This window comes from Paraburkholderia sp. NPDC080076, assembly GCF_050281145.1.
GTDB lineage: Bacteria > Pseudomonadota > Gammaproteobacteria > Burkholderiales > Burkholderiaceae > Paraburkholderia.
This window is the reverse complement of the sequence record NZ_JBNNWQ010000007.1, coordinates 212,323-233,363: the sequence shown is the minus strand read 5'-3', so window position 1 is coordinate 233,363 and position 21,041 is coordinate 212,323. Positions and strand designations below refer to the sequence as shown.

Here is a 21,041-nt window from a genome sequence, read left to right as displayed (position 1 = left end):
GTATTACTCATCGTGACCGGCTGATACTTGGCATGAAGGGCAGCATCAGCGAGTTCGAACTCAATGTGGGTTTTCTGAACGCATTCCGTAGTATGCGAATGATTCGACATTAACCGACACGCAGAGAACGTGGTCGAATCCCAACTGGTCCAAACTAGTAAATAGCGCCGGAGCCTCGCTCCATGGTGCAGACTGGAGACATCATGAGTGCAGGCTTTCAACACCCGTTCCCCGCAACGGCGAGCAGCATCGCGCGAGGCAAAATCGTCAGTGCGCCGGAGGCCGTCAGACTGATTCGTTCGGGCAACACCATAGCAACAGGTGGGTTCGTCGGCATTGGTTTCGCAGAGGACGTTGCCATCGCACTGGAGCAACGGTTTCTTAGTGCTGTCGAGAGCGATGGCGACGCACCTCGAAATCTGACGCTAGTCTACGCGGGCGGTCAGGGGGATGGCGCCGGAAAAGGTCTGAATCATTTTGCTCATCAAGGGCTCGTTAGGCGAGTCATCGGCGGCCATTGGGGACTTGTTCCGGGCCTTCAACGCTTGGCCGTAGAAGGCCACATCGAAGCCTATAACCTTCCGCAGGGTGTCATCTCCCAGTTGTTCCGAGACATCGCGGCTCATCGGCCCGGTCATTTATCCACGGTCGGACTCGATACGTTTGTCGACCCGCGCAACGGCGGCGGCAAGCTCAACACCCGAACAACAGAAGACCTGGTCAGCCTGGTATCGGTCAACGGGGCTGACTGCCTGCTATACAAGATATTTCCCGTTGACGTCGCAATAGTCCGAGGAACGACAGCCGATGCGAACGGGAATGTGACCATGGAGAAGGAAGCGCTCACCCTCGAGTCGCTCGCTATTGCAATGGCCGCTCGCAATTCCGGTGGCATAGTCATAGTTCAAGTTGAGCGCATTGCCGAATCGAGGACGTTGAATCCGAGGCAGGTGAAAATACCCGGAATACTGGTCGATTGCGTTGTGGTCGCGAAGCAGGAAAACCACTGGCAAACCTTCGCCGAGTCATACAGCCCCGGATTTGCAAGCGAACTGCGGATCGCGACCAGTTCGATTTCGTCGATGGCGATGAGTGAGCGGAAAATCATCGCAAGACGTGCTTCGTTCGAGCTCATGGCCAATAGCGTCGTGAACCTCGGCATTGGCATGCCGGAGGGGATTGCTAGCGTCGCAAATGAGGAAAAGGTCTGCGACCTCTTCACGATGACGACTGAACCCGGCGTCATTGGGGGCATCCCAGCCGGAGGCCTGAATTTCGGTGCCGCGACCAATACGGACGCCATCATCGACCAACCCTACCAATTCGATTTCTACGATGGCGGTGGGCTCGACATTGCGTTTCTCGGCCTTGCGCAGGTAGATCGCGAAGGCAACCTCAACGTCAGCAGGTTCGGCCCAAAGCTTGCCGGCGCAGGCGGATTCATCAATATCTCTCAAGCTGCGAAGAAGGTCATCTTTGTCGGCACATTCAACGCCGGCAAGCTCGACATAAGTATCAAAGACGGCCGTTTGCAGATTCTCAAGGATGGTACGTGTCAGAAGTTCGTGAACACAGTCGAGCATCGAACCTTCGGAGGGCGCTATGCCAACGAAAGGCAGCAGCCCGTCCTCTACATCACCGAGCGATGTGTCTTTACGCTGACCCCAGATGGACTTGAACTCGTTGAGATTGCTCCTGGAGTCGACTTGCAGCAAGACATCATTTTGCAGATGGGTTTTGCTCCCATTATCAAATCCACTCCGCGCATCATGGATCCACGCATTTTCGAAGACCGTCCGATGGGTCTGCGGGCAATGTTGCTACGATTAAAGCTCAGCGAGCGGTTTAGCTACGACGCTGACAAGAATATGTTTTTCATCAACTTCGAAGGACACAAGGTCACAACCGCTGCCGACGTCGAGGCGGTGCAGGCCGAAGTCGAGACTGCTCTATCTGGCCTCAAAGTCAGGCCTCATGCTATCGTCAACTACGATAATTTTTCGATAGCCCCTGAGGTCATCGATGCCTATTCCGAGATGGTAACCGGGCTTGTTGTCAAATATTACTCGGACGTGACTCGGTACACGACAAGCAGTTTCCTGAGGATGAAATTAGGGGATGCACTGCAGCGACGTAGTGTCGCAGCGTACATCTATGAGAGCCCAGAAGAGGCATCATCTCATGAGACACGCCAGCCGTTGTAGCTTGATCACGAGTTTGAAAAAGTGATTCACGAAGCGTGCGGTGCCCATGAGGGCGCTAATGGCGTCCGTTAATTCTGCTAGCGTGGCTTTTCCATCGGAACACGAATGCTCTGCCCGGAACGACTATCGAGGCGCAGCACGATACTTCGGTTGTTGACGTCGAAAAACACGCCCTTGATAAGGATTCCGACTCAAATCAGAAAGTCCCACCTTGGATGGCGTTTTCGTTCACCTAGAAAATTGGCACCGCCTGAATATCGAAATAAATGACCTTCGTCAATCTCCCTTGCCGCCGCCTGCGGCTCGCGGACCTGTCGCGTCGATCAGCAGCCACATTGGCCGAATTAGAGAACATGACGAACGCGCTAGCAGAATTAACGAACATCCTCCTGCTCACCCGTTGCGGGAACGCAACGGATGACACTACCGGCAATCTTCCCTCGTCGCCATGCCTGGCGGGCTCAGCGGCTCATCTCCCATTAGCAAATTCTGTGGACATCGCTAGCAGAATTAACGGACGCCAACAGTAGGAAATTCTGCTAAACGCTTCGATCTTCGGCACGCGATGAATCACGCTAAGTCCAAACTAAATATGTTCGGGGCCCTCGTCCGATACGCGTTAGGTTTGACATTTTATCGACACATTCACGAAACCGCGCGGCGGACTTCCTCTCACGGTAGCGGACTTCCACGAAATACCAATTAGGGTACACGGCGCTCCCATATTCTCTGGAAACTGGGTCCGTCCGATTTGGGCGGCTGCGAAGGGGCCGTGATCTGTATTGTGACGGGAATCGGAAAATCGACTCCAACAAGAGCCACCTCTCCCTGCTTCAGGTTTGGAATGAACGCAGCCGCCGAGCGATCGATCTCTCCACACGCCCGCTCGACAACTTCACGATCGCGATCGTTAGTCAGACGATGCACAAGTAACGTGCCCATCTGGCTGAGGACACCCTCCGTAATATCACGAGGACGTTGTGTCGCGAGGCAGACGTTGAGGCCATATTTTCGACCCTCCTTGGCGATCAACTCGAACGCGTCCAGATTCAGCTCATAGTCTTCGCCACCAACAGATTTGCCAAGAAAGTTATGAGCTTCGTCAAGTACGACGAGGACAGGGCGTTCTCGGAATTCTTCTCTTCGCGCCCTCAAAAGCAACATGCGGCCAATCGCGTTGGTGATAACCTCTCGAGCACCAAATTCGTATCCAATCGAACTTAGGCACAACCGGAATATTGTTTTGCTCTCGTCAGCGAGAAATGCGTTGATTTCATCGGAGATGCCTAGGGTCCCTGCCGTCGGGCGAAAAACACACGCCATCGACGACGAGTTCACTACACCAATAATCCGTGTAAGAAGCGATGAGCAATACGAGAGCTCATTCGAAGGCGGCCCCCAACTATCGGCATTGTTGTTCGCATCCGGGTAGCAGCATTCCTGAACAATTTGACGATGCAGGACCGCGACGTCGAACGGCTGATTTGGATCATCCACCAAAGCGGCGTTATTCTCCGTGTTCAAGGCTTGGCGATACGCCGCCTTCGGTTGATTGACTTTCCTGACCACACCGTTCGTAGCAATCTCTGGCGCGAGACGCGCCAGTCTGAGACTTTTCATCGCCTCACGCAGCTTCGGTCCCTGTGTTTTTCCAGAAGGCTGAAAGAGCGCAATAAAATCGCCTTCCGAAAAGTCAGTTGGTGGAATGCTGATCTCTCGTGAACCATCTGCGACGTGGATTGGCCCTCCAACATGACGGTGAAGCACGTCGTTACCCGTGATCGACCGATATTCACTGGTCGCGTCCAGAAGGATGATCTTCGATTTGTATCTACGGCATTCTTCCAGTATGCGAGCGGTCGTCCAACTCTTGCCGCCTCCGGTGGATCCCAGGATGGCGCAATGCCGTCCAAACAGTTTTTCGGGTGTAACGGCAATAGGAAATCCCGAATCCCCCGAGACTTGCCCGAGATTGAGACTGACCGCGGGCGGCCGGCCGTCTAGCCCGGCATCGGTCAAATCTGGGATCCGCGCGACGAAGGCGCCTGGGGCGGAAAAGACCCGGTCACCCAGTCTCGGGTAGGCCACTATTCCCGCTTGAATCCGCAGCGTGACCGCATGTACGGAGCCCAATAGACGAATGAATCCGATCGCGTCTACCTGCCGTGCCCCGTCAAAGTCCTGGGTAATTTCGGTTCGATCGCGATCAGGGAGGGATACCTCCGTTATGCGCCCCAACAAAAGACTCTGCTGCGCTTCGATCAGTACCAGCTCGCCCACTTCGCCGCGCCCGTAGCGATGCGAGCGGATGTACTGTCCTCCAACCTCTCCAGCGTGCGCAAGATTAACCTTTACCAATTGAGCCGACACACTCGATACCACACCGACGCGCAGTTCCGCCTGGAGTGCCCCGTTTACTTCCAGGTCGTCTCCAATCATGCACGCGCTCCAATTCTGCGAACGGCGTCCGCAAGTTGCTCGGCCGGGGACACGGCACGAAGCGATGGAATGACGTGGACTACATCGGCGAATGAGCCGCCGATGAAATGAACATCAAATCCTTTCTCTGCTAACTCTCCGAATCTTCCCCAATAGGGGCTAGAACCATGATGACCGTCGTTGTGAACGTGTTCGGCACAACGATGATCCGTCAATATCAGTTTGAGGCTTGGATTCGCCTGAATTGCAGAAAAGATGGGCTCCGAGAGATGATCATCATTGAAACCGAACCCTGCGGTGATCAAACACGTGTTCGGCTGCCGCAAGAAGTCAAGAAAACGTGAGAGTAGCTCAAGATGAGGTTGCAGAAATGCCTGCTGGTATTTGCCTTTGGCCGGATAAATCAGGCAAGCCTTTTCTGCCATCGGGCTCCCGACCTCGAACACGTCATTGCCTTTTCGCTCCCAGCTCACAGATCCGTGAAGCTTATGAAGATGAAATACCCCCTCCACATACTCGTGCCGATCTGCATCACGGCGTACGATGTCATAGTTGAAGTGCCGTCCATCGAATCTACGATTGCGCGCATACGAAAAGCCGTCGACAACAGTGATCCCGAGGTCTGAGGCGGCCGTTTCAAAACACATATCGTAGTTCGTCGTAAATACCTTCAGTCGCGGATCTCGCACTCTTCGACGTGCCAGCTTCTGCAACAAATATCGGTACGCGGAAATATCTGATCCTTCGCTGGTTAGAAATGCGCTGCAAAGTTCGAGAATCAGGGCTTTCACTGATGTAAGGAAAGACTCCACCTGCGCATCCGCCGAAAACGCAAGGTATGCGTCGCACTGAGACAGAAAATGCTCGATGTTGGGGTTCTCACGTTCCGAGTAACGAATCCTTTCGCAAACCTGCTCGGCGTCATTTTTGAGTTGCTTCCCGCTCGCATCGGTGCACATCGCAGTCGTCCACAGCTTCCACATGCTTGGTCCATTCGCCACGCCGAGTGAGGTACCACTTCCGGCGAAAAATCCGACGTTGGTATATTGCAGAGCTGCGGACAGCGTGTCCGTTACTGTCTGCCGGTTCGCCGCGATCCTTGCTCGTGCGTCAGCATCGAGATCATCTATTCGATGGATCACGCTGTACGCATCCTCCGAGAGCGCCACCCAATCTGGGTCGCCCGGTCTCCGGTAGACCAGCTTTCCGCTGTATTCGGACCCCAGCGGATCTGGGGCAGCCTCGCCAGCCTTGTCATTCATATCGGATCTCTCGGAAGTTGTTCGTCTTATTGTGCGGGTCAATCGATAGGCCCAAATTTGGTCAGCACGCCTAGACCAGACAGGCGGACGGCGCGTCTCATGGGTAATGGAATGGCTTTCTTGAGGGTTAGTCCGCGCCGATTCATACTGCCCATGCTTCGCATTGAACTCGTGTGATGTCGCCGACGGGCACCGCTGATCGGTGACTGTATTGTAGCCAGGTCACGGCGATGTCTGACCGTCTGCGGCTGCCCGTCTGTTTATGATCGCGACGCAGCGCGGGCGCCGCTCTCGCGAGTTGATTATTTCAACCGTGGGAAACCGGCCCGAACAGTAGTGACGCAAAAGTCAAATGCAACAGGTCGCTCACTGGTCGTTCGAAGATCCTTGGACGCCTTGCCCGCCGTGAACTTTACTGTCTTCGCAGCCGGGATCTGTGTCTCGGCGCCGGTCGCGGGATTGCGGCCGACCCGCGCCGCGCGCGCCCGTCGAAAACGATCCGAACCCGACCAGTTGCACCGTGCCGCCTTTCGTCACTTCGCCGGTGATCGCCGCGATCACCGCATCGATCACCTCGCCGGCTGTAGGTGTTCAGAATTGGTGCTAGCCAGCGTTCATAGCACCGCTAGCATGTCCATTAACTGTGCTAGCGTCTCTTGCATATGCTGACGAATCATGTCGAGCGTCGGGCTTAACCTTCCAGCCATGCACCGCTTTTCGCAGAGGGAAGCGTCTCGCAGTTTAAGGCCGTCGCCGAACGCTACCCTACGCCCCAATCAAATCATGAACCCATCCCATGAAAAGTGTCTTCTGGATTCCATCGTCCGCGAGACTTGACATCCAGCACCGATGCCGCGGTAGAGTTATCGGCAGCATGCAGCCAGAAAGCGCTTCTGTGTTTTCTGAGTTGGTTTAAGGAGCGATCACTTTAGCTCTTGTGCAAAGCGCTATGCGTTACTGAACAAGCATCATCACGATTGTCGTACTGTCGCGACAGGCGTCGAATGGCGCTGATCGCGCGCAACGCAATGCGCAACAAGCCATCCCGGCGTTCTGGCCGCTAGCATTCCTGCGAACATGGCTAGAGGCATTTGTGAACGCCAAAACTTATGCCGTTGTCCGTTCGGACGTCCGTCCGATGAGGCGTGGTGTCCACTGGTGTCCCTCGACGGCACGCATCGCCAGTTCCACCGTCGCCCCTGCTTCGATGTTCGCTGGACCGACTACGTGAACGCCAACCGCAGGGCATGAAACCTCGACATCAAAAGGCCCATAGCTGCAACCGTAGATTTCGAGGTCGACGTGGTGGACGAATGTCATCGGTTCTGGCGGCGCCGCAAGCATTGCCTTCAAAGGCGTAGCCTGTCCGGACGCCGTATAGAAGTTGACTTCCATCTCACCCGATGTTTCGAGGTTAATCAGATCAAGAAGCCAGGTCATATCACATTGACGCAACATTACGTCAGTGATGTCTGCGGGCAATGCAACCTTCAGGTTAAAGAACTCGTCGAGCCGACGGATAGCAGCGATTTCATCAAAGAGTGCGCGAAGCGGCCGGAAAAGCTCGCTTCCGTCGAAACGCCCCGTTCCGAATTCAGATTCAAGTTCTTCGTGCGTATAGAGGATCCGCGCCTGAGTCGGACCCGCCAGACGTTCGATAATTTGCCGCAATCGCGAGAAATGAGGCAATCGGCTGACCGGCTTGGACGCCCACTGCCGGGTATCAACATCAATCGTGAAGTCGGTCAAGTCGCCCGAAACTCGCAGTTCGGCGCACAGGCGTGATTGAGCCACCGCGCGCTGTTGCCGCCAAGGCTGCCGTCGATCACCCGCCCATCCGACAGGCCAAAAAGGAATGTGTGTCCTTCGACGCCTTCATGCTGGTGACGGCGCACCGCATTGCGCCACGAGGTGATTTCACCCTTGTATTCAAGCACCTGTTCGACCGCCGCGAGCGCGTGCAAGGCGAACACGCCTTTGCCGTGAACTGGAGACCGCCGGACAACTGCGCGCCTCATACACTTTCCTTTCCCAATGTCAGCGCCAGTATACGAGTAGCAAATTTCCGCATCCAGTGTGATGGGATGAGCACGCGCTTGCCACGATCGGGCGTCGGCGGCCATATCGATGCTGGAGAGTCGAGGTATCTGATCCGCAGGCATCCCGGAATGACTGACCGATCGCACGAGGATATCCGGCTTCAGAAAAGCTGATTACCAAGCTCACGCAGGCTGACCCACTTCACCGTGCTCACGAAGGTCCTGCCTGTGGTGTCGAGCGACTCGATCATCGCGCGTTGCCCGCGGGCTTCCGCAATGACGCGCACGATGCGCGTCCGGTAGCGCAGTAACGCGCCGATCGTTGGGCACGAGATTTCGCGCCCGGTCCGCGATCGTTTCTGTTCCATACGGCTATCTATATAGATGTGCAGCGAATCGCAGGGGCCGCAGCAGTCGCGGCATCTCGCACTGATCCTACCAGGCCGGCTGACCGGGGTCCAGGCGTTGCCCGATCACGCCGTGCCGTTGCTGGCACCACCACCTGTAGCTGCGACCCTGCCGACAGCTGCCGCCAGCGGCAGAAATCCGGCCGACGGCTTGTGCGCGATGTTAGCCGCCGTTCACGGCGTCCTTGAACGCCTTGCCCGCCGTGAACTTGACTGTCTTCGCCGCCGCGATCTGCATCTCGGCGCCGGTCGCAGGATTGCGGCCGACCCGCGCGGCGCGCGCGCCCGTCGAAAACGAACCGAACCCGACCAGCTGCACCGTGCCGCCGTGTGTCACTTCGCCGGTAATCGCTGCGATCACCGCATCGAGCGCCTCGCCGGTTGCCGCCTTGCTTGCGCCGGTCTTCGCGGCGACCGCATCCACCAGTTCCTGCTTGTTCATTGTTTTTGCCTCGTAATGGGGTTGTGAATGCCGCCACCCTACCCGATCCGCGCGCCTTTGCGCAATTGTCCAGTGGCCGGATTGATCCGCGGTCACAGGCACAACACGCATGTCCCAGGCATGAGCAGCGGATGACGCCGCCGTTAGACCGGCCCGCGCGCCGTCGGGCACGTCCGATGGACCGCCCGCTGCCGGTCCGCGCCACTTGCGTCGGCGCCCGGCGTGCTGTCCTTTGGCCGGCCCGCATCGCGGCCGCCAGGGGTGCGGACACCGGCTGCCCGTTCGGCACGTGGCTCAGCCCGGATTCCGCGGGTTTTGCCGACGTGACGATTTCATGCGATCGCCCATGTCCGCAGATGAAGGGGTAGATAGCTCTGACTATCTACCCCTCTCAATTCACGGCTGGCGGTGAGAACGGCTGCGCGTCATTCAATCCGCCGCTTTCTGGCCGTCTCAATCCTGATAATCGTTATTAGCAGGATTGACGCGATGACCCGACGCCTGACCGGCAGACCGTCTGCATACGGCAATCACACGACCGGGACCCTCGCGCGCGCTGTTCCTGCCCCGATAGCCACAGTCCGCCGGCATAGCAGTCGACATCAACCTCCAAATTCCATACGCTTCCGGGCGAAATCATTGACCGGTCAAGCAAACAAAGGGCTGATCGCCACAACTATCCGACCCTTCGGCGCAAGAATCTTGGCGAGAAGAGTGGGCCCGTCATAAATTAGGGTCCGATTGATAGCTATATTTATCTCAAATATGGTCACGCTCCGGCGCGGCCGGGTGCCGGAAATAACGAACAACATCATGCTGGTCATAAAACTCATCCTCGCTGCGGCAGCCATTGGCGCATTGATTTTCGGAATCAAGCAATTTAACCAGGTAATGTCAAGTTGAGTTGGGCGCCGGGTAAGATGGGACATGAAAAAGACCAAGTCACCTTACTATGGTTTTTCGATTTCCGGCGGCGGTTATTAGTTGCGCGGTCCGCTGGTACTATCGCTTCAACCTGAGCCTTCGTGACATCGAGGAGTTGTTGCTCGAGCGCGGCGTGAGCGTGAGCTACGAGTCAGTGCGCAACTGGTGCGACCGGTTCGGCACACAGTTTGCGCGTCGCGCGAAGGCTGCGCGTGTCAGGCCGTGCTCGACATGGCACCTCGATGAAATGTTCGTGACGCTGCACGGCGATCCCTACATGCTGTGGCGTGCAGTCGACGAACACGGCGCAGAACTCGATATCCTGCTGCAAAAGCGTCGTGACAAAGATGCGGCCGAACGGTTCTTCAAGCGTGTACTCCGCTCGCATCCCGTGCCACGCAAGATCGTCACTGATCAATTGGGCAGCTACGCGGCGGCCAAGGCCGATATTCCCGAGCTAGCCAGCGTGAAGCATGTGTTTGTCAAGGCAGTCGCCCGGCTAAAAAACCGCGCTGAGAACAGTCATCAGCCCACACGTCGACGCGAGCGCCAAATGCAAGGCTTTCGTGACCCGAGGCGCACACAGCGCTTTCTCTCCAGCTTTGGCCCGATCCGCCAGCACTTCGCCTTGCCACGGCACCGGATGAACGCCGCATGCCATCGCACCGAACTGAAGGCGCGTCTGCTCGCATGGCAGGAATGGACGGGCGTGAAAGCTTCTCAGTCAAATTAATAAGGAAACCATATCGTCTCGCGCTAGCCAAACTATCTACCTCAACTTGACAAAGCCGATGCGCCTGGTGTTTCGAAGCCTCCCGATGCCGTTTTACGCTATGCGCGCAAGGCAACGCTGGCTTGAAACCAACATTGCATGCGACGTGCCAATCCGTCGTGTCGCTCTACGACATTGATTAAACAAGAAATTGTCTTTGCGGGCAGCGTGCTGAAAACGCCTCGTGACGCCCGCCGCCCAACAGACACGCGATACCTGTTAGCGTCATCCGCACACTTTGCCCTGAGCGAAGTTGGGTTCCACGCGCGGCCGAAGCAACAGCATCTGCGTTGGGATCGACAGCAACAGATTCGCCTGCTTTCTCGACCAAACGTTCAGCGCCGCGGTCGAACCGCGAATGTCGGGAATGCGAGCCAAAGTCGCGTACTGAGCGACTTCCTTTGCGTGTTGCGCGTCCTCAGCTTTGCGTGCAGCCGCCTTGCGCTCAGCATCCGCCGCCACCCAGGCTGTCTGCGCTGCCTCGTTCATCCTGCACAGGGCGAAGATTGCACGACGACGGCTTTTCGCATTCGAGAGAGCGATATACGCGGCAGGTCTAGTGCCGCGCCTGTTCCGCAAGCGCCGGACCTGCCGACCTTTGCTTTCTATCGCTATGTTTGCGCACGTTTTCGGCCAGTTCAGAAATGATCTCGGTCGCCGCACCAATGATCTCACCGGAGTCGAAACCCGCCCGAGTCATCTCGCGATAGAACGACCTTGCGAGCATCTTCGAGACCTGACCGGGATTTTGCATCGATTGAGCGACGACGGCGCCGATCAACGGATCAGACGGCTGCTGGAGCGCTCGTTGAACGAAGGGCGAAGCAAGGAGCTGCTTCAATCGGTCCGCTTCGATCGCTTTCGTGATCAGCACGCTGACAATTCTCAGCACGTTCAGGTCGTGCCCGGTGAATGGTGGCCGGTCCCGCAGTCCCGACACCTGCACGAAACCGATGACTTTGCCCTGTAGGCTAAGAACCGAAAACATTCTGTCGCGAGCGTCGGAGTATTCGACGATTGCGGTCTTCGGCGATGGATGAATCTCACCGAACGACGCGATGCGGTTTGCGCAGACTTCGGCGACGCCCTCGTCTACCGGCATGGAAACAATGCATCGCTTCGCGCCTAGCGCCTCGGCTAGCATCGAAGCCAGCTCCTGTGGAGCGCAGGTATCGTCATGAGCGACCGCTTGCTCGGTAATCGGCGCAACGGGCCGTTCAAATCGGTTCGCCAAACTGTTCATTTGCGGTAACTTCCCAGAGAAATTTTCGCGCATCACTTGTCCCACTGTTCTCGATCAGCGTGTCGTTGTGAATGAGTCCAGATTGCACGTTCACAGTTAGGATCGAATTATCGCGATTCGAAGTGCGCGCATAGTGCGGGCACGCCTAGGCTCGTACGTGAGTGCACAGCGGATCTCACAACAGGCTGTCAGTCCCGACACGCCCCGCCGCGCGGATCACGCAACGTCCCGGCCGACCACCCGCCGCCCACGTCGCCGAACAACGCCGCCGCGTCGATCAGACGAGACTCGCGCACATTGAGCGCGGTCTGCTCGTTGCTTAGTTGCGCGGCCTGCGCGGTCGCGACCGTCGTGTAATCCACCGTGCCTGCCTGATATTCGTTCAACGCGATCTGCGCGCCGTGCGTAGCGTCCTTCACCGCCTGGTCGATCGCGACCTGCTGTTGCGCGAGAATCCGCAAGCCGGACAGATCGTCTTCCACGTTCTGGAACGCGTTCAACACCGTGCCGCGATAATTCGCCACCGCCGAGTCGTACGCGGCCTTCGCCGCATCGACCTGCGCGCTGCGTGCGCCGCCGTCGAAGATCGTCTCGCTCGCGCTGCCGCCGAGCGACCACACATAGTTCGCGATATTCAGCAAGCCGCCGAGCGGCGACTGCGTGAAGCCCGCAACCGCCGACAGCGAAATCGTCGGGTAATAGGCGGCCACGGCCACGCCGATCGCGGCGTTCTGCGCGGCCATCCGCCGCTCGGCGGCGGCAATGTCGGGTCTGCGTTCGAGCAGCGTCGAAGGCACCGGCGCGGAAAGATCGGGCAACGCGGGCAACGCCGCGCCATGCGCGATATCGAGCGCTTCCGGATTGCGTCCGCTCAGCACCGCGATCGCATGTTCGTACCGCGCGCGCGACACGCCGAGCGCGATCAGGCTCGACTGCGCCGTTTCGAGCTGAGTGCGCGCCGTGTAGAGATCGGACGGCGCAACGGTGCCCGCCTCCGACTGGTTCTGCGTCACGCGCAGCGATTCCTCGTACGCCTTGACGGTCCGTTGCAGCAGATCGATGCTCGCATCGGCGACGCGCAGATCGATCACCGCCTGGGCAAGCGCCACCTGTTCGGACAGCATCGCATTGGCGAGCGTCGCCTGGCTGGCCTGGGCGGTGGCCGCGCTCTCCTCGGTCGCGCGGCGCACTTTGCCCCAGAAGTCCGGCGCCCAGTTCACTTCGCCTTCGAGCGAGCCGGAATTCACCACCGCTTGCCGGCCGCCGCCGACACCCGTGTTAATGCCGGCGCGCTGACGCGTCGCGCTTCCCGCCACGCCGAGCGTCGGAAACAGGGACGCCCGTGCGAGCCGCACATCCGCTAGCGCCTGCTGATAGTTCGCCGCGGCTTGCTGGACCGTCTGGTTCGATACCGCGACCTGAGGTTCGAGTTGATCGAGCAACGGATCTTGGAAAGCCGTCCACCAATCGCCCTTCGGCAACGAAGCGGCGTCGGGACGCGCGGCGCTCCAGCCATCGAGTTCCTTCCACGTGGCGGGAACGGACACCGTCGGCCGATGGTAATCAGGCCCGACAGCGCAGCCCGCCATGAGTGCTGCGATGGTAGCCAGCGCGAAACCTCGCGCGAATCGAAGGACAATCATGGTGCCGCCCTGGAGGTAGGCCGCCGGTTCCACGGCAACCGTGCGGACCAGCCGGCGAGCTGCGCGCGCATCCGGTCCAGGTAGAGATAGATCACCGGCGTCGTGTAGAGCGTGAACACCTGGCTGAAAAGAAGTCCGCCGATCACCGTCACGCCGAGCGGCTCACGCAAGGCCGCGCCCTGCCCGATACCGACCGCGAGCGGGACCGCGCCGAGCACCGCGGCGAGCGTCGTCATCAAAATCGGGCGCAGCCGCACGACGGCGGCGTCGTGAATCGCCTGCGCGGCGCTGAGGCCTTCGTGACGTTGAAGCTGAATCGCCGCGTCGACCATCATGATGCCGTTCTTCTTGACGATGCCGATCAGCAGGATCATGCCGATCATGGCGATGACCGAGAACGGCGTGCCAAATAACAGCAAGGCGAGCGTCGCGCCGATGCCGGCGGATGGCAGCGTCGACAGAATCGTGAGCGGATGAATGGTGTTCTCGTACAGGATGCCGAGCACCAGATAAACCACGCCGAGCGCGGCGGCGATCAGCAACGGCACCGTGCCCATCGACTGTGAATAGGCCCGCGCTGCGCCCGCGAACTCGCCGTGGATCGACGCCGGCATGCCGATGTCCGCGCTCGCCTGCGCAATCGCCTGGCTGGCGGCGGATAGCGAGCCGCCCGGCGGCAGATTGAAGGAGAGCGTCGCGGCCACCTGGCCGTTCTGATGATTCACCTGTGTTGCGGTGCGGCCGATCGAAAAATTCGCGAGTGCGGTGAGCGGCACCATCGTCTCGGCGGAGGTGCTGTCAGCGCTGCCGCTCGACGTGCCGCCCCTCGCATTCGAAATGCTGTTGGTCGTGCTGTTGGCCTCGGCGTTCGCGTTGTTCGCATTCGTCGACGGCATCACGCTCGAGCCCGCAGCTTCAGCGGAAAACGCCTTCACGCCGTTCACGGTGCTGCCGGTCATCTGGGTCTGCGCCGTACCGCTCACATTGCCCGCTGCGGTCGACAGATAAAGCCCATCGAGTTGTTGCGGATACTGCCAATACTTCGGCGCCACTTCCATGACCACCGCGTACTGGTTCAACGGGTTGTAGATGGTCGATACGGTGCGCTGGCCGAGTGCGTCGTACAGCACGTTGTCCACCTGGTTCGGTTCGAAACCGTAACGTTTAGCCGTTTCGCGATGAATTTGAACCGTGGTCTGCAAGCCGTTCTGTTGCAAATCCGAGTTGACGTCGAGCAGTTGCTCGCGATGCTTGTTCAGCGCGTCGATGAGCCTGGGCGTCCAGACATTCAACTGCTCGGCGGAGTCGCCGACGAGCGTGTACTGGTACTGCGCCGCCGACTGCCGCGATCCCACGGGCAAATCCTGCTGCGCCTGCAAATAGAGCCGCGCGCCCGACACCGCATCGAGCTTCGGCCGCAGCCAACGATCATCTCCTCGTTGGGATCAATGGGATGAGTGGCGCCGTGCGCCGTACTGACACGAACCCGTGGCGCCATCCCCGTTAGCGAAACCATATGGCCGCCAACGTGAAAGCTGCCGATGTCGCGCACCTGCAGTGGCGCGACATCGCCTGAAGTCGCGCCGCGACTGCTTGCGACAATGCTCATTATTGAACCTCAAGGGGCGGGCCCTGAAAATTGGACACTCCATCGCGGGCGGAGGGCTGCCAGGAAACGGATTTCATCATGGCGCTCCAATATTCACAATGGCTTACGCAACAATGCACCGGTCCAATTAGCGTCGAATTACGCCCGACCAGACATCTGCCGCAGCGGGTGCGCGTGGGCCGACAGGCGCCGGTTAACGCTAGCCTAATTCTCGAGTTCTACTATGCACGTGACTACTGGCTCATAGGCACATCGCCGGTCTTTCACCGCTCAGTTCGCAGGCCTTGCGACAAACCCAACCTATTCACTTCATGGAGTGTTTTATGAAACCCGCCAAAATTCTCATGGTTTTGATTTGTATCGCCGCAGCTCAAGCAGCTAGCGCACAGGAGACAAAAGTCAGCCCCGCGAAAATGACCTGCGCCGATTATGTCGCAGTCGACGAAGCGTATCGACCCGCCCTGATTTACTGGGTTGCCGGCGTCGACAAGCTCGGTGTGAAGGAAACAGACACGCTGGTAGTCGATACGGCTCATCCTGTCGGAGAAACCGTTACGCAAGCATGCACCCTGGACCCGCACGCTTCGTTCGTGTCGAAAGTCAGATCCATGATCAAAGCGAAGAAAATCTCGCTGTTCGAACATTCTTGATGTGTTCTCTCGTCGGTCGCGATCGACGAGAGGCGTGTCCGAGAACTGGAGGCTCATCTGACCCGCATGCGCTCGGGCAATGAGCCGAGAATGATGGAACCCGGCAGCAGAAACGATCCGGTCCACCTCTGCTCATTCAGCGCTCATTCCGCGTAGTCAAAATGGCTTATCTCGCCATTTATGAGGTACCCGGAATGTTCACGAAGATACTCGTCGCAGTCAGCGCAAGTCCCGCTGATACTATCCTGGCGTCTGCGATTGAAGCCGCGCGAAAGTACGACGCGCAAATCGTCGCGCTCCACGTAGTCGACCCGACGCCCTGCTTCATTGGCGCCGCCGACTGCTACGTCGACCTGATTGTCGAGTCGATGGAGCAACATGGACGCGAAGTGGTCACGCATGTCAGGAATGTGCTGGACGGTCAGGCGCGTGCAGCGGATGTCCGCATGGTCACGCTGCCGACGGCCAGAATGACGATTGGGCGCGCGATCGCTATCGCAGCCGACGAAACGGGGGCTGACCTGATTCTTCTCGGCGAGCGGAATTCGTCCTGGTGGAACGGGTTAAACGAAGACGTGGCGGCGGAGGTAGCGCGCCGTTCCGGCAGGCCGGTCCAGATCGCCGCCGCCCGCGCTCCGCACGCTATACCGCCTCTCTCAACAAGTCGTTCACGTCGATACCGTTCTTGGCTTGCGTCAACAAGTGATCCGGCATCGGGCCCTCGCGAGTGAGATCGACGAGAGCCTGATTCAGGTCCACATACGGCCGCATTCGGTGTTCATACGCGGCAAACGCCTGCGTCGGATCATCGCTGTGCCGAACCAGTTCGCAAGCCAGCACGAAAGCGCCGACGAGCCCAAGGCTCGTGCCTTGCCCCGAAAACGGGGAGGCGCAGTATGCCGCGTCGCCGGCAAGCACGACACGGCCTTTGGACCAGCACGGCATGCGGATCTGCGCGAGTTCGTTGTAGTAGAACTGATCGGTCGTCTTCATTGCGTCGATGAAGCGGGGAAAGTCGCCCTTCAGGTGAGTACACTGGTCGGCCACAAGCCGCTTTTGCGCTTCCGTATCGCTGCGGGAAACCGCGGATTCCGGAGCGGCGAAGCCAACGCCGATCCGCAGCTCGCTCTTGTCGCGGCTCGGATAGATCACGTAGCCGACGCCCTCCTGCCGGTGCCCAAGTTGCCAATCGGGCAGATTGATCAGGTTGGGCGTGGAGAAAAGTGCGAGCACGACGCCCAACGGGTGAACGAATGCGGGTTCATCGTTGAAACACTGTTTGCGGACGTTCGAGTAGACGCCGTCGGCGCCGATCAGCAGATCGAATTTCCGCTTCGTGCCGCTCGCGAATGTCGTTGCCACGCCGTCGCCCTGATCGTCGATCGCACGGATGCTGTCGTTGTAGACGAATTCGACGCGCTCGCTCATCGCGCCCATTAAAAGCTCGCAGAGGTCATCGCGGAAAATTTCGATGTCGTCGCTGTCGAGCCTTCCCGCACTGAAAGTGCGTTCTTCGGTGCGCTCGATTTCGTTGCCGGCGGCGTCGAGCATCGACATGCCCTTCAGGCGCGTTCGCAATGCACGGACGTTGTCGAGCAATCCCATTTTCCCGACGACATCGAGCGCGACGCCGCGAATGTCGACGGCTTGCCCGCCCCGGCGAAATGACGGGGCCTGCTCGATCAGCGTGGTGGCAACCCCCGCGCGATCCAGCCAGAATGCCAATGCCAGACCCGTGACGCCCGCCCCGGAAATCAATACGCTTCCATTCATCATAAGTACCTCGGAAATCCTCGCTGCAGCAATGATATGCCCAGCGACTCATGACATGCCAGCTTGAATTAATCGACACCACGCGCGAGCGTCTTGGACGTCCATCAAGTCGAGCGTGCTGTTGGTCGGGCGCGTTGGGCGTGTGACTATCTCACCCGCGCGCGTCGCGTTGCGCGAGACGGTCACGCGGTCGCTCGTCGTCGCCTCCTAATTTGGACCGATATTCGGTTGGCTGGAAAAATCAGATACGCCGTAACTACCGCGCCTTTTGCCGTCATGTATGCAATCGCAACCGTGCGTGGCGATACCGAGCGCGCGCCTCACCGCGCTCGTTTGAGCGGGACCGCATGTCGGCGATCCGTAAGCGCGTGAGGGACGTCCCTGCTGGCCTATCCGTGTGATTACTGCTTCGTGTCCTGCGCTTGTTCGTCACTCAGGCCGAGCTTGCCCGGATTGAGAATGTTCTTCGGGTCGAGCGTGCGCTTGACGGCCTGCAGAACGGGAAATGCGCTACCGAGCGATTCGCTCATATACGGCGCGCGCAACAGGCCGACGCCGTGGTGATGGCTCAACGCCGCATTGTATTTGATGAGCACCGCGTTCGCGGCATCCCACGCGGCCCGATACCACTTCGCGCGATTCTCCACTTCCACTTCACCGCGCAGCGAGAAGTAGAGGCATGCGCCGTCCACATAAGCATGCGACTGATGCGCCGAACCGGCGAGCGTGCCGGGCACCGCGTTGATCGCATTCACCACGTCCGTATAGATACCCGGCAGGTCTTTCCACGGCCCCGCCATTTCCAGCGTGTCGGCCACGAAACCAGGGCTGCGCTTGAACCCCTCCGCGCTCTTGCCCGTGAGGTAGCGCGTATCCAGCCACTTCTCGAAGATGGCCTTGTCGTCGAGACGCTCGCCCAGTTCCGCGCACACGCGTTCGCTGATCGTGAGCACCGCTTCGACGATTTCGCGTGGGCCTTCATCGGCGACCAGCAGCACGTTCGATTCCGGCAAGCCGAACTGCACGCCACTTTCGAGTTCGTCGTACAGACGCAAGGCGGCCGGATTTGCGCCGCGCTGCATGATCTGGCGGCACGCTTCGAGGCCGATTGCAAAGGTCTTGAAGCCGTAAGCAATCGCACGGCCGTAATCGGGCAGCCGATGTAGTTTGAAACGCACACGCACGATCACGCCGAGCGTACCTTCCGAGCCGATGAAAAGCTGCTGCAGATCCGGCCCAAGCGCCGCGCGCGAATACCCCCCCACGCTGATGAGGCTGCCGTCGGCGAGCACCACGTCCATACCGAACACCATGTCTTCGATCTTGCCGTAGCGCGTGGACAGTTGCCCCGCGCCGCGGCACGCCACCCAGCCACCGACCGTGCTGATCGCATACGACGAGGGCCAGTGGCCCATCGTCATGCCGTAGTCGCGCTGGATCGTTTCTTCGAAGATATCGCCGAACATGCCCGCTTCGACTTCGACGATCTGGCTCGCCTTGTCGAAGCCGATCAACCGATTCAGTTCACACACGTCCAGCACAATGCCGCCGCGCACCGGCAGCGCCGCGCCCGTCACATTGCTGCGGCCCGCGGAAACGGTCACCGGAATCGACGCCGCGGTGGCGATCCGCATGACCGACTGAATCTGCTCGACCGTGGAGACACGCACGATCACCGCGTGCGGCGTGGCCGGCTTGCCGGCCGTTTCGCTCACCATCGAGGCGGCCCACCAGTCGCGCGTCCAGGCCACCACGTCGGATGTGAGCGTGAGCACGTCGTCGGCGACGGCGCGCAACGCGTCGACCTGTAGCGCGCTCACCTGGAGCGGATCGCGTTGCAGACCGGCCTGGCCCGTCGTGTCCTTGAGTGACGCCACATAAGGCGGCGGCGTATGCGCGCCGACGACATAGTTGCCGCGGTTGTAGCCACGCTTGATTGCTTCCTTGCTAATCATTCGGTTTCTCCCATAAGAACAGACTTTTCATGTTCGACGGCGGCGACGTAGTCGCTCACCTGCTTGTCGACCACCGTCGCGGACAAGCCGAGCTCCGCCTGCAAAATCTCGCCGACGCGTGCGGCGGCGCGCGCCGACGCATCGCGCGCCATCAAACGTGCGCGGATGCGGCGCGACAGCACGTCGTCGACGCTGCAGGCGAGTTCGTGTCTGACGGCGTAAAGGACTTCGGCTTCGGTGTACGGCAGACCTTCGACGATCGGCTTCAGCAAGCTCGCGTCACTGTCCAGCATGTCGGTGACGAAACGCGCCTCCGTGCCGTAGCGCTCGCCCAGCTGCGCCGACAACCCGCCGGACGCAACGATTGCCTGCGAGTCGTAACCCGCCGCACCGAGCAGATAAGCGGACTTCGTGCGGCATTTCTCACGCTTGCCGATGACCTTTTGCGCGGCGTCGACGGTCTGTTCGGCCATATGCCGCGAGGTCGTGAGCTTGCCGCCGACAATCGTGACGAGACCGTCCAGCGCGATATGGATTTCGTGATTGCGCTTCATTTCCAGCGTCTTTCCACCCGGCGGCCCGACGAGCGGGCGGCAACCGGCGATGCTGCCCACCGCGTCCTCGGCCCGCAAATCGGTTTTCAGGGCGGAGCGCGCGCCTTCGATCAGAAAGTCGAGTTCCTGGCGCGTGCAGCAAACGTCGTCGAGGTTGCCGCGATAGTCTTCGTCGGTGGTGCCGAGATACGACACGTTGCCCCAGCGCGTGATGGTTGCGCGACGGCTGCGGCCCGGCACGGGGATCGTCACCGTACAATCGTTACGGACCTTCAGCCACGGAATCGCGACATGCACGCCCTTCGCGGGACGAATCTGCAACGCCGCCGGATCGTCCTTCTTGCGGCCGTTCCAGTCGCGCAGCCACACGCCGGTGGCCATGATCACCACGCCCGCCCGCACGCGTATCTCGCGCCCGTCCGCCTGCACGATCACGCCGTCCACATTGCCCTGCCCATTGCGCGTGATTTCGACGGCCTTTGCGTGATTCACGACGCAGGCGCCATGAAACGCCGCGGTGCGCGCGAGATTCAGCGTGAGGCGCGCGTCGTCCACGCGGGCGTCGAAATACATGAAGCCGCCGGTCAGGTTCTCTTCGTTGAACGTGGGACAGTGCGACAGGACTTCGGCTTTGCTCAGCTTCTGGTGCAGGATGCCTTCGCGCCAGCCGCCGGCAATGTCGTAAGTCCACAGCAGGCTCTCGAAGGCTTTGGCGAGGCGCTTGTCGAACACGCCGTCCTTTTCCATGACGGGAAATAGAAACGGCAGGCGTTGTACGAGATGCCGCGCGTTTCGCCGCAGACGTTGACGTTCCAGCAGCGAGTGGCGTACTAGCCCGAGATTGCCCTGCTCGATATAGCGCAAGCCGCCGTGCACCATCTTCGACGACTTCGACGACGTGCCCGACGCGAAATCGCTCTTTTCCAGCAGCGCCACGCGATAACCGCGCAAGCTGGCGTCGAGCGCGGCGTACGCGCCGGTCACGCCGCCACCCACGATCACCATATCGAATGTCTCGCTGCCGAGCCGCTCGAGTTGCTCGGTGCGCACCATGCGCAAAGGCTCGGTGCCGGTCATCTCGGCGCGTGCTTTCGATGCTTTTCTGGCTGGAATAAACAACATGTA

At 59.4% G+C, this 21,041-nt stretch carries 14 protein-coding genes and 3 pseudogenes; 4 read left to right on the top strand and 13 right to left on the bottom strand.

All coding sequences use genetic code 11. The features are described from left to right. Positions 1-203 precede the first annotated feature (203 nt). The gene (locus tag ACQKRQ_RS26885) at positions 204-2,204 is read left to right on the top strand and encodes an acyl CoA:acetate/3-ketoacid CoA transferase (RefSeq protein WP_427480610.1); all 2,001 of its coding nucleotides are present in this window, start codon (positions 204-206) and stop codon (positions 2,202-2,204) included. Positions 2,205-2,906: 702 nt separating this feature from the next. On the opposite strand, the gene ACQKRQ_RS26880 is transcribed toward ACQKRQ_RS26885, so the two are convergent. The 7 genes and pseudogenes from ACQKRQ_RS26880 to ACQKRQ_RS26850 form a co-directional block, all read right to left on the bottom strand. Then, complete coding sequence (locus tag ACQKRQ_RS26880) at positions 2,907-4,643, bottom strand: ATP-binding protein (RefSeq protein ID WP_427480608.1); 1,737 nt, start codon at positions 4,641-4,643, stop codon at positions 2,907-2,909. Continuing rightward, entirely contained in the window at positions 4,640-5,905 is a 1,266-nt protein-coding gene (locus ACQKRQ_RS26875) for an SIR2 family protein (protein ID WP_427480606.1), read from the bottom strand. The genes ACQKRQ_RS26880 and ACQKRQ_RS26875 overlap by 4 nt, the downstream gene beginning before the upstream one ends. A gap of 383 nt (positions 5,906-6,288) precedes the next feature. After that, positions 6,289-6,484 (bottom strand): annotated as a pseudogene (locus ACQKRQ_RS26870) (HU family DNA-binding protein); the annotation flags it as partial. 528 nt (positions 6,485-7,012) lie between these two features. Further along, positions 7,013-7,654: a hypothetical protein gene (locus ACQKRQ_RS26865; RefSeq protein ID WP_427480604.1), complete on the bottom strand. Its 642-nt coding sequence runs from the start codon at positions 7,652-7,654 to the stop codon at positions 7,013-7,015. An 11-nt stretch (positions 7,655-7,665) separates the two neighbouring features. After that, a pseudogene (locus ACQKRQ_RS26860) lies at positions 7,666-7,923 on the bottom strand (SET domain-containing protein); the annotation flags it as partial. Between the two features lie 182 nt (positions 7,924-8,105). Further along, positions 8,106-8,312 (bottom strand): hypothetical protein, encoded by a 207-nt coding sequence (locus ACQKRQ_RS26855; protein ID WP_427480602.1) that lies wholly within the window; start codon positions 8,310-8,312, stop codon positions 8,106-8,108. 202 nt (positions 8,313-8,514) lie between these two features. Next, complete coding sequence (locus tag ACQKRQ_RS26850) at positions 8,515-8,793, bottom strand: HU family DNA-binding protein (protein WP_427480600.1); 279 nt, start codon at positions 8,791-8,793, stop codon at positions 8,515-8,517. Between the two features lie 952 nt (positions 8,794-9,745). Between ACQKRQ_RS26850 and ACQKRQ_RS26845 the strand changes: the two genes are divergently transcribed. Then, positions 9,746-10,450 (top strand): IS6 family transposase, encoded by a 705-nt coding sequence (locus tag ACQKRQ_RS26845; RefSeq protein ID WP_427480598.1) that lies wholly within the window; start codon positions 9,746-9,748, stop codon positions 10,448-10,450. Positions 10,451-11,045: 595 nt separating this feature from the next. Here ACQKRQ_RS26845 and ACQKRQ_RS26840 read toward each other — a convergent pair. The 3 genes and pseudogenes from ACQKRQ_RS26840 to ACQKRQ_RS26830 form a co-directional block, all read right to left on the bottom strand. Continuing rightward, positions 11,046-11,732 (bottom strand): hypothetical protein, encoded by a 687-nt coding sequence (locus tag ACQKRQ_RS26840; RefSeq protein ID WP_427480596.1) that lies wholly within the window; start codon positions 11,730-11,732, stop codon positions 11,046-11,048. Positions 11,733-11,920: 188 nt separating this feature from the next. Next, on the bottom strand, positions 11,921-13,375 hold the full coding sequence (locus ACQKRQ_RS26835) for an efflux transporter outer membrane subunit (RefSeq protein WP_427480594.1): 1,455 nt from the start codon (positions 13,373-13,375) through the stop codon (positions 11,921-11,923). Then, positions 13,372-14,796, bottom strand: a pseudogene (locus ACQKRQ_RS26830) (efflux RND transporter permease subunit); the annotation flags it as partial. The pseudogene ACQKRQ_RS26830 and the gene ACQKRQ_RS26835, both read right to left, overlap by 4 nt. A 511-nt stretch (positions 14,797-15,307) precedes the next feature. Between ACQKRQ_RS26830 and ACQKRQ_RS26825 the strand changes: the two are divergent. Both ACQKRQ_RS26825 and ACQKRQ_RS26820 read left to right on the top strand, forming a co-directional pair. After that, positions 15,308-15,634, top strand: a complete 327-nt coding sequence (locus ACQKRQ_RS26825) for an HdeA/HdeB family chaperone (protein ID WP_427480592.1) — start codon at positions 15,308-15,310, stop codon at positions 15,632-15,634. A 161-nt stretch (positions 15,635-15,795) separates the two neighbouring features. Continuing rightward, positions 15,796-16,365: a universal stress protein gene (locus ACQKRQ_RS26820; protein WP_427480590.1), complete on the top strand. Its 570-nt coding sequence runs from the start codon at positions 15,796-15,798 to the stop codon at positions 16,363-16,365. On the opposite strand, the gene ACQKRQ_RS26815 is transcribed toward ACQKRQ_RS26820, so the two are convergent. The 3 genes from ACQKRQ_RS26815 to ACQKRQ_RS26805 all read right to left on the bottom strand — a co-directional run bounded on the left by ACQKRQ_RS26815 (position 16,277) and on the right by ACQKRQ_RS26805 (position 21,038). Then, the gene (locus ACQKRQ_RS26815) at positions 16,277-17,410 is read right to left on the bottom strand and encodes an FAD-dependent monooxygenase (RefSeq protein ID WP_427480588.1); all 1,134 of its coding nucleotides are present in this window, start codon (positions 17,408-17,410) and stop codon (positions 16,277-16,279) included. The two genes, ACQKRQ_RS26820 and ACQKRQ_RS26815, sit on opposite strands and share 89 nt — an antisense overlap. A 398-nt stretch (positions 17,411-17,808) precedes the next feature. Further along, a complete protein-coding gene (locus ACQKRQ_RS26810; protein ID WP_427480586.1) occupies positions 17,809-19,362 on the bottom strand; it encodes an FAD-binding oxidoreductase in 1,554 nt (517 codons plus the stop codon). After that, on the bottom strand, positions 19,359-21,038 hold the full coding sequence (locus ACQKRQ_RS26805) for an FAD-dependent oxidoreductase (RefSeq protein ID WP_427480584.1): 1,680 nt from the start codon (positions 21,036-21,038) through the stop codon (positions 19,359-19,361). Before ACQKRQ_RS26805 ends, ACQKRQ_RS26810 begins: the two co-directional genes overlap by 4 nt. Positions 21,039-21,041 lie beyond the last annotated feature (3 nt).

Excerpts from the sequence above, each read along its gene's own strand:
- ACQKRQ_RS26885 (WP_427480610.1), top strand. The coding sequence starts at position 204 with ATGAGTGCAGGCTTTCAACACCCGTTCCCCGCAACGGCGAGCAGCATC.
- ACQKRQ_RS26880 (WP_427480608.1), bottom strand. The coding sequence starts at position 4,643 with ATGATTGGAGACGACCTGGAAGTAAACGGGGCACTCCAGGCGGAACTG.
- ACQKRQ_RS26875 (WP_427480606.1), bottom strand. The coding sequence starts at position 5,905 with ATGAATGACAAGGCTGGCGAGGCTGCCCCAGATCCGCTGGGGTCCGAA.
- ACQKRQ_RS26855 (WP_427480602.1), bottom strand. The coding sequence starts at position 8,312 with ATGGAACAGAAACGATCGCGGACCGGGCGCGAAATCTCGTGCCCAACG.
- ACQKRQ_RS26850 (WP_427480600.1), bottom strand. The coding sequence starts at position 8,793 with ATGAACAAGCAGGAACTGGTGGATGCGGTCGCCGCGAAGACCGGCGCA.
- ACQKRQ_RS26845 (WP_427480598.1), top strand. The coding sequence starts at position 9,746 with ATGGTTTTTCGATTTCCGGCGGCGGTTATTAGTTGCGCGGTCCGCTGG.
- ACQKRQ_RS26840 (WP_427480596.1), bottom strand. The coding sequence starts at position 11,732 with ATGAACAGTTTGGCGAACCGATTTGAACGGCCCGTTGCGCCGATTACC.
- ACQKRQ_RS26835 (WP_427480594.1), bottom strand. The coding sequence starts at position 13,375 with ATGATTGTCCTTCGATTCGCGCGAGGTTTCGCGCTGGCTACCATCGCA.
- ACQKRQ_RS26825 (WP_427480592.1), top strand. The coding sequence starts at position 15,308 with ATGAAACCCGCCAAAATTCTCATGGTTTTGATTTGTATCGCCGCAGCT.
- ACQKRQ_RS26820 (WP_427480590.1), top strand. The coding sequence starts at position 15,796 with ATGGCTTATCTCGCCATTTATGAGGTACCCGGAATGTTCACGAAGATA.
- ACQKRQ_RS26815 (WP_427480588.1), bottom strand. The coding sequence starts at position 17,410 with ATGATGAATGGAAGCGTATTGATTTCCGGGGCGGGCGTCACGGGTCTG.
- ACQKRQ_RS26810 (WP_427480586.1), bottom strand. The coding sequence starts at position 19,362 with ATGATTAGCAAGGAAGCAATCAAGCGTGGCTACAACCGCGGCAACTAT.
- ACQKRQ_RS26805 (WP_427480584.1), bottom strand. The coding sequence starts at position 21,038 with ATGTTGTTTATTCCAGCCAGAAAAGCATCGAAAGCACGCGCCGAGATG.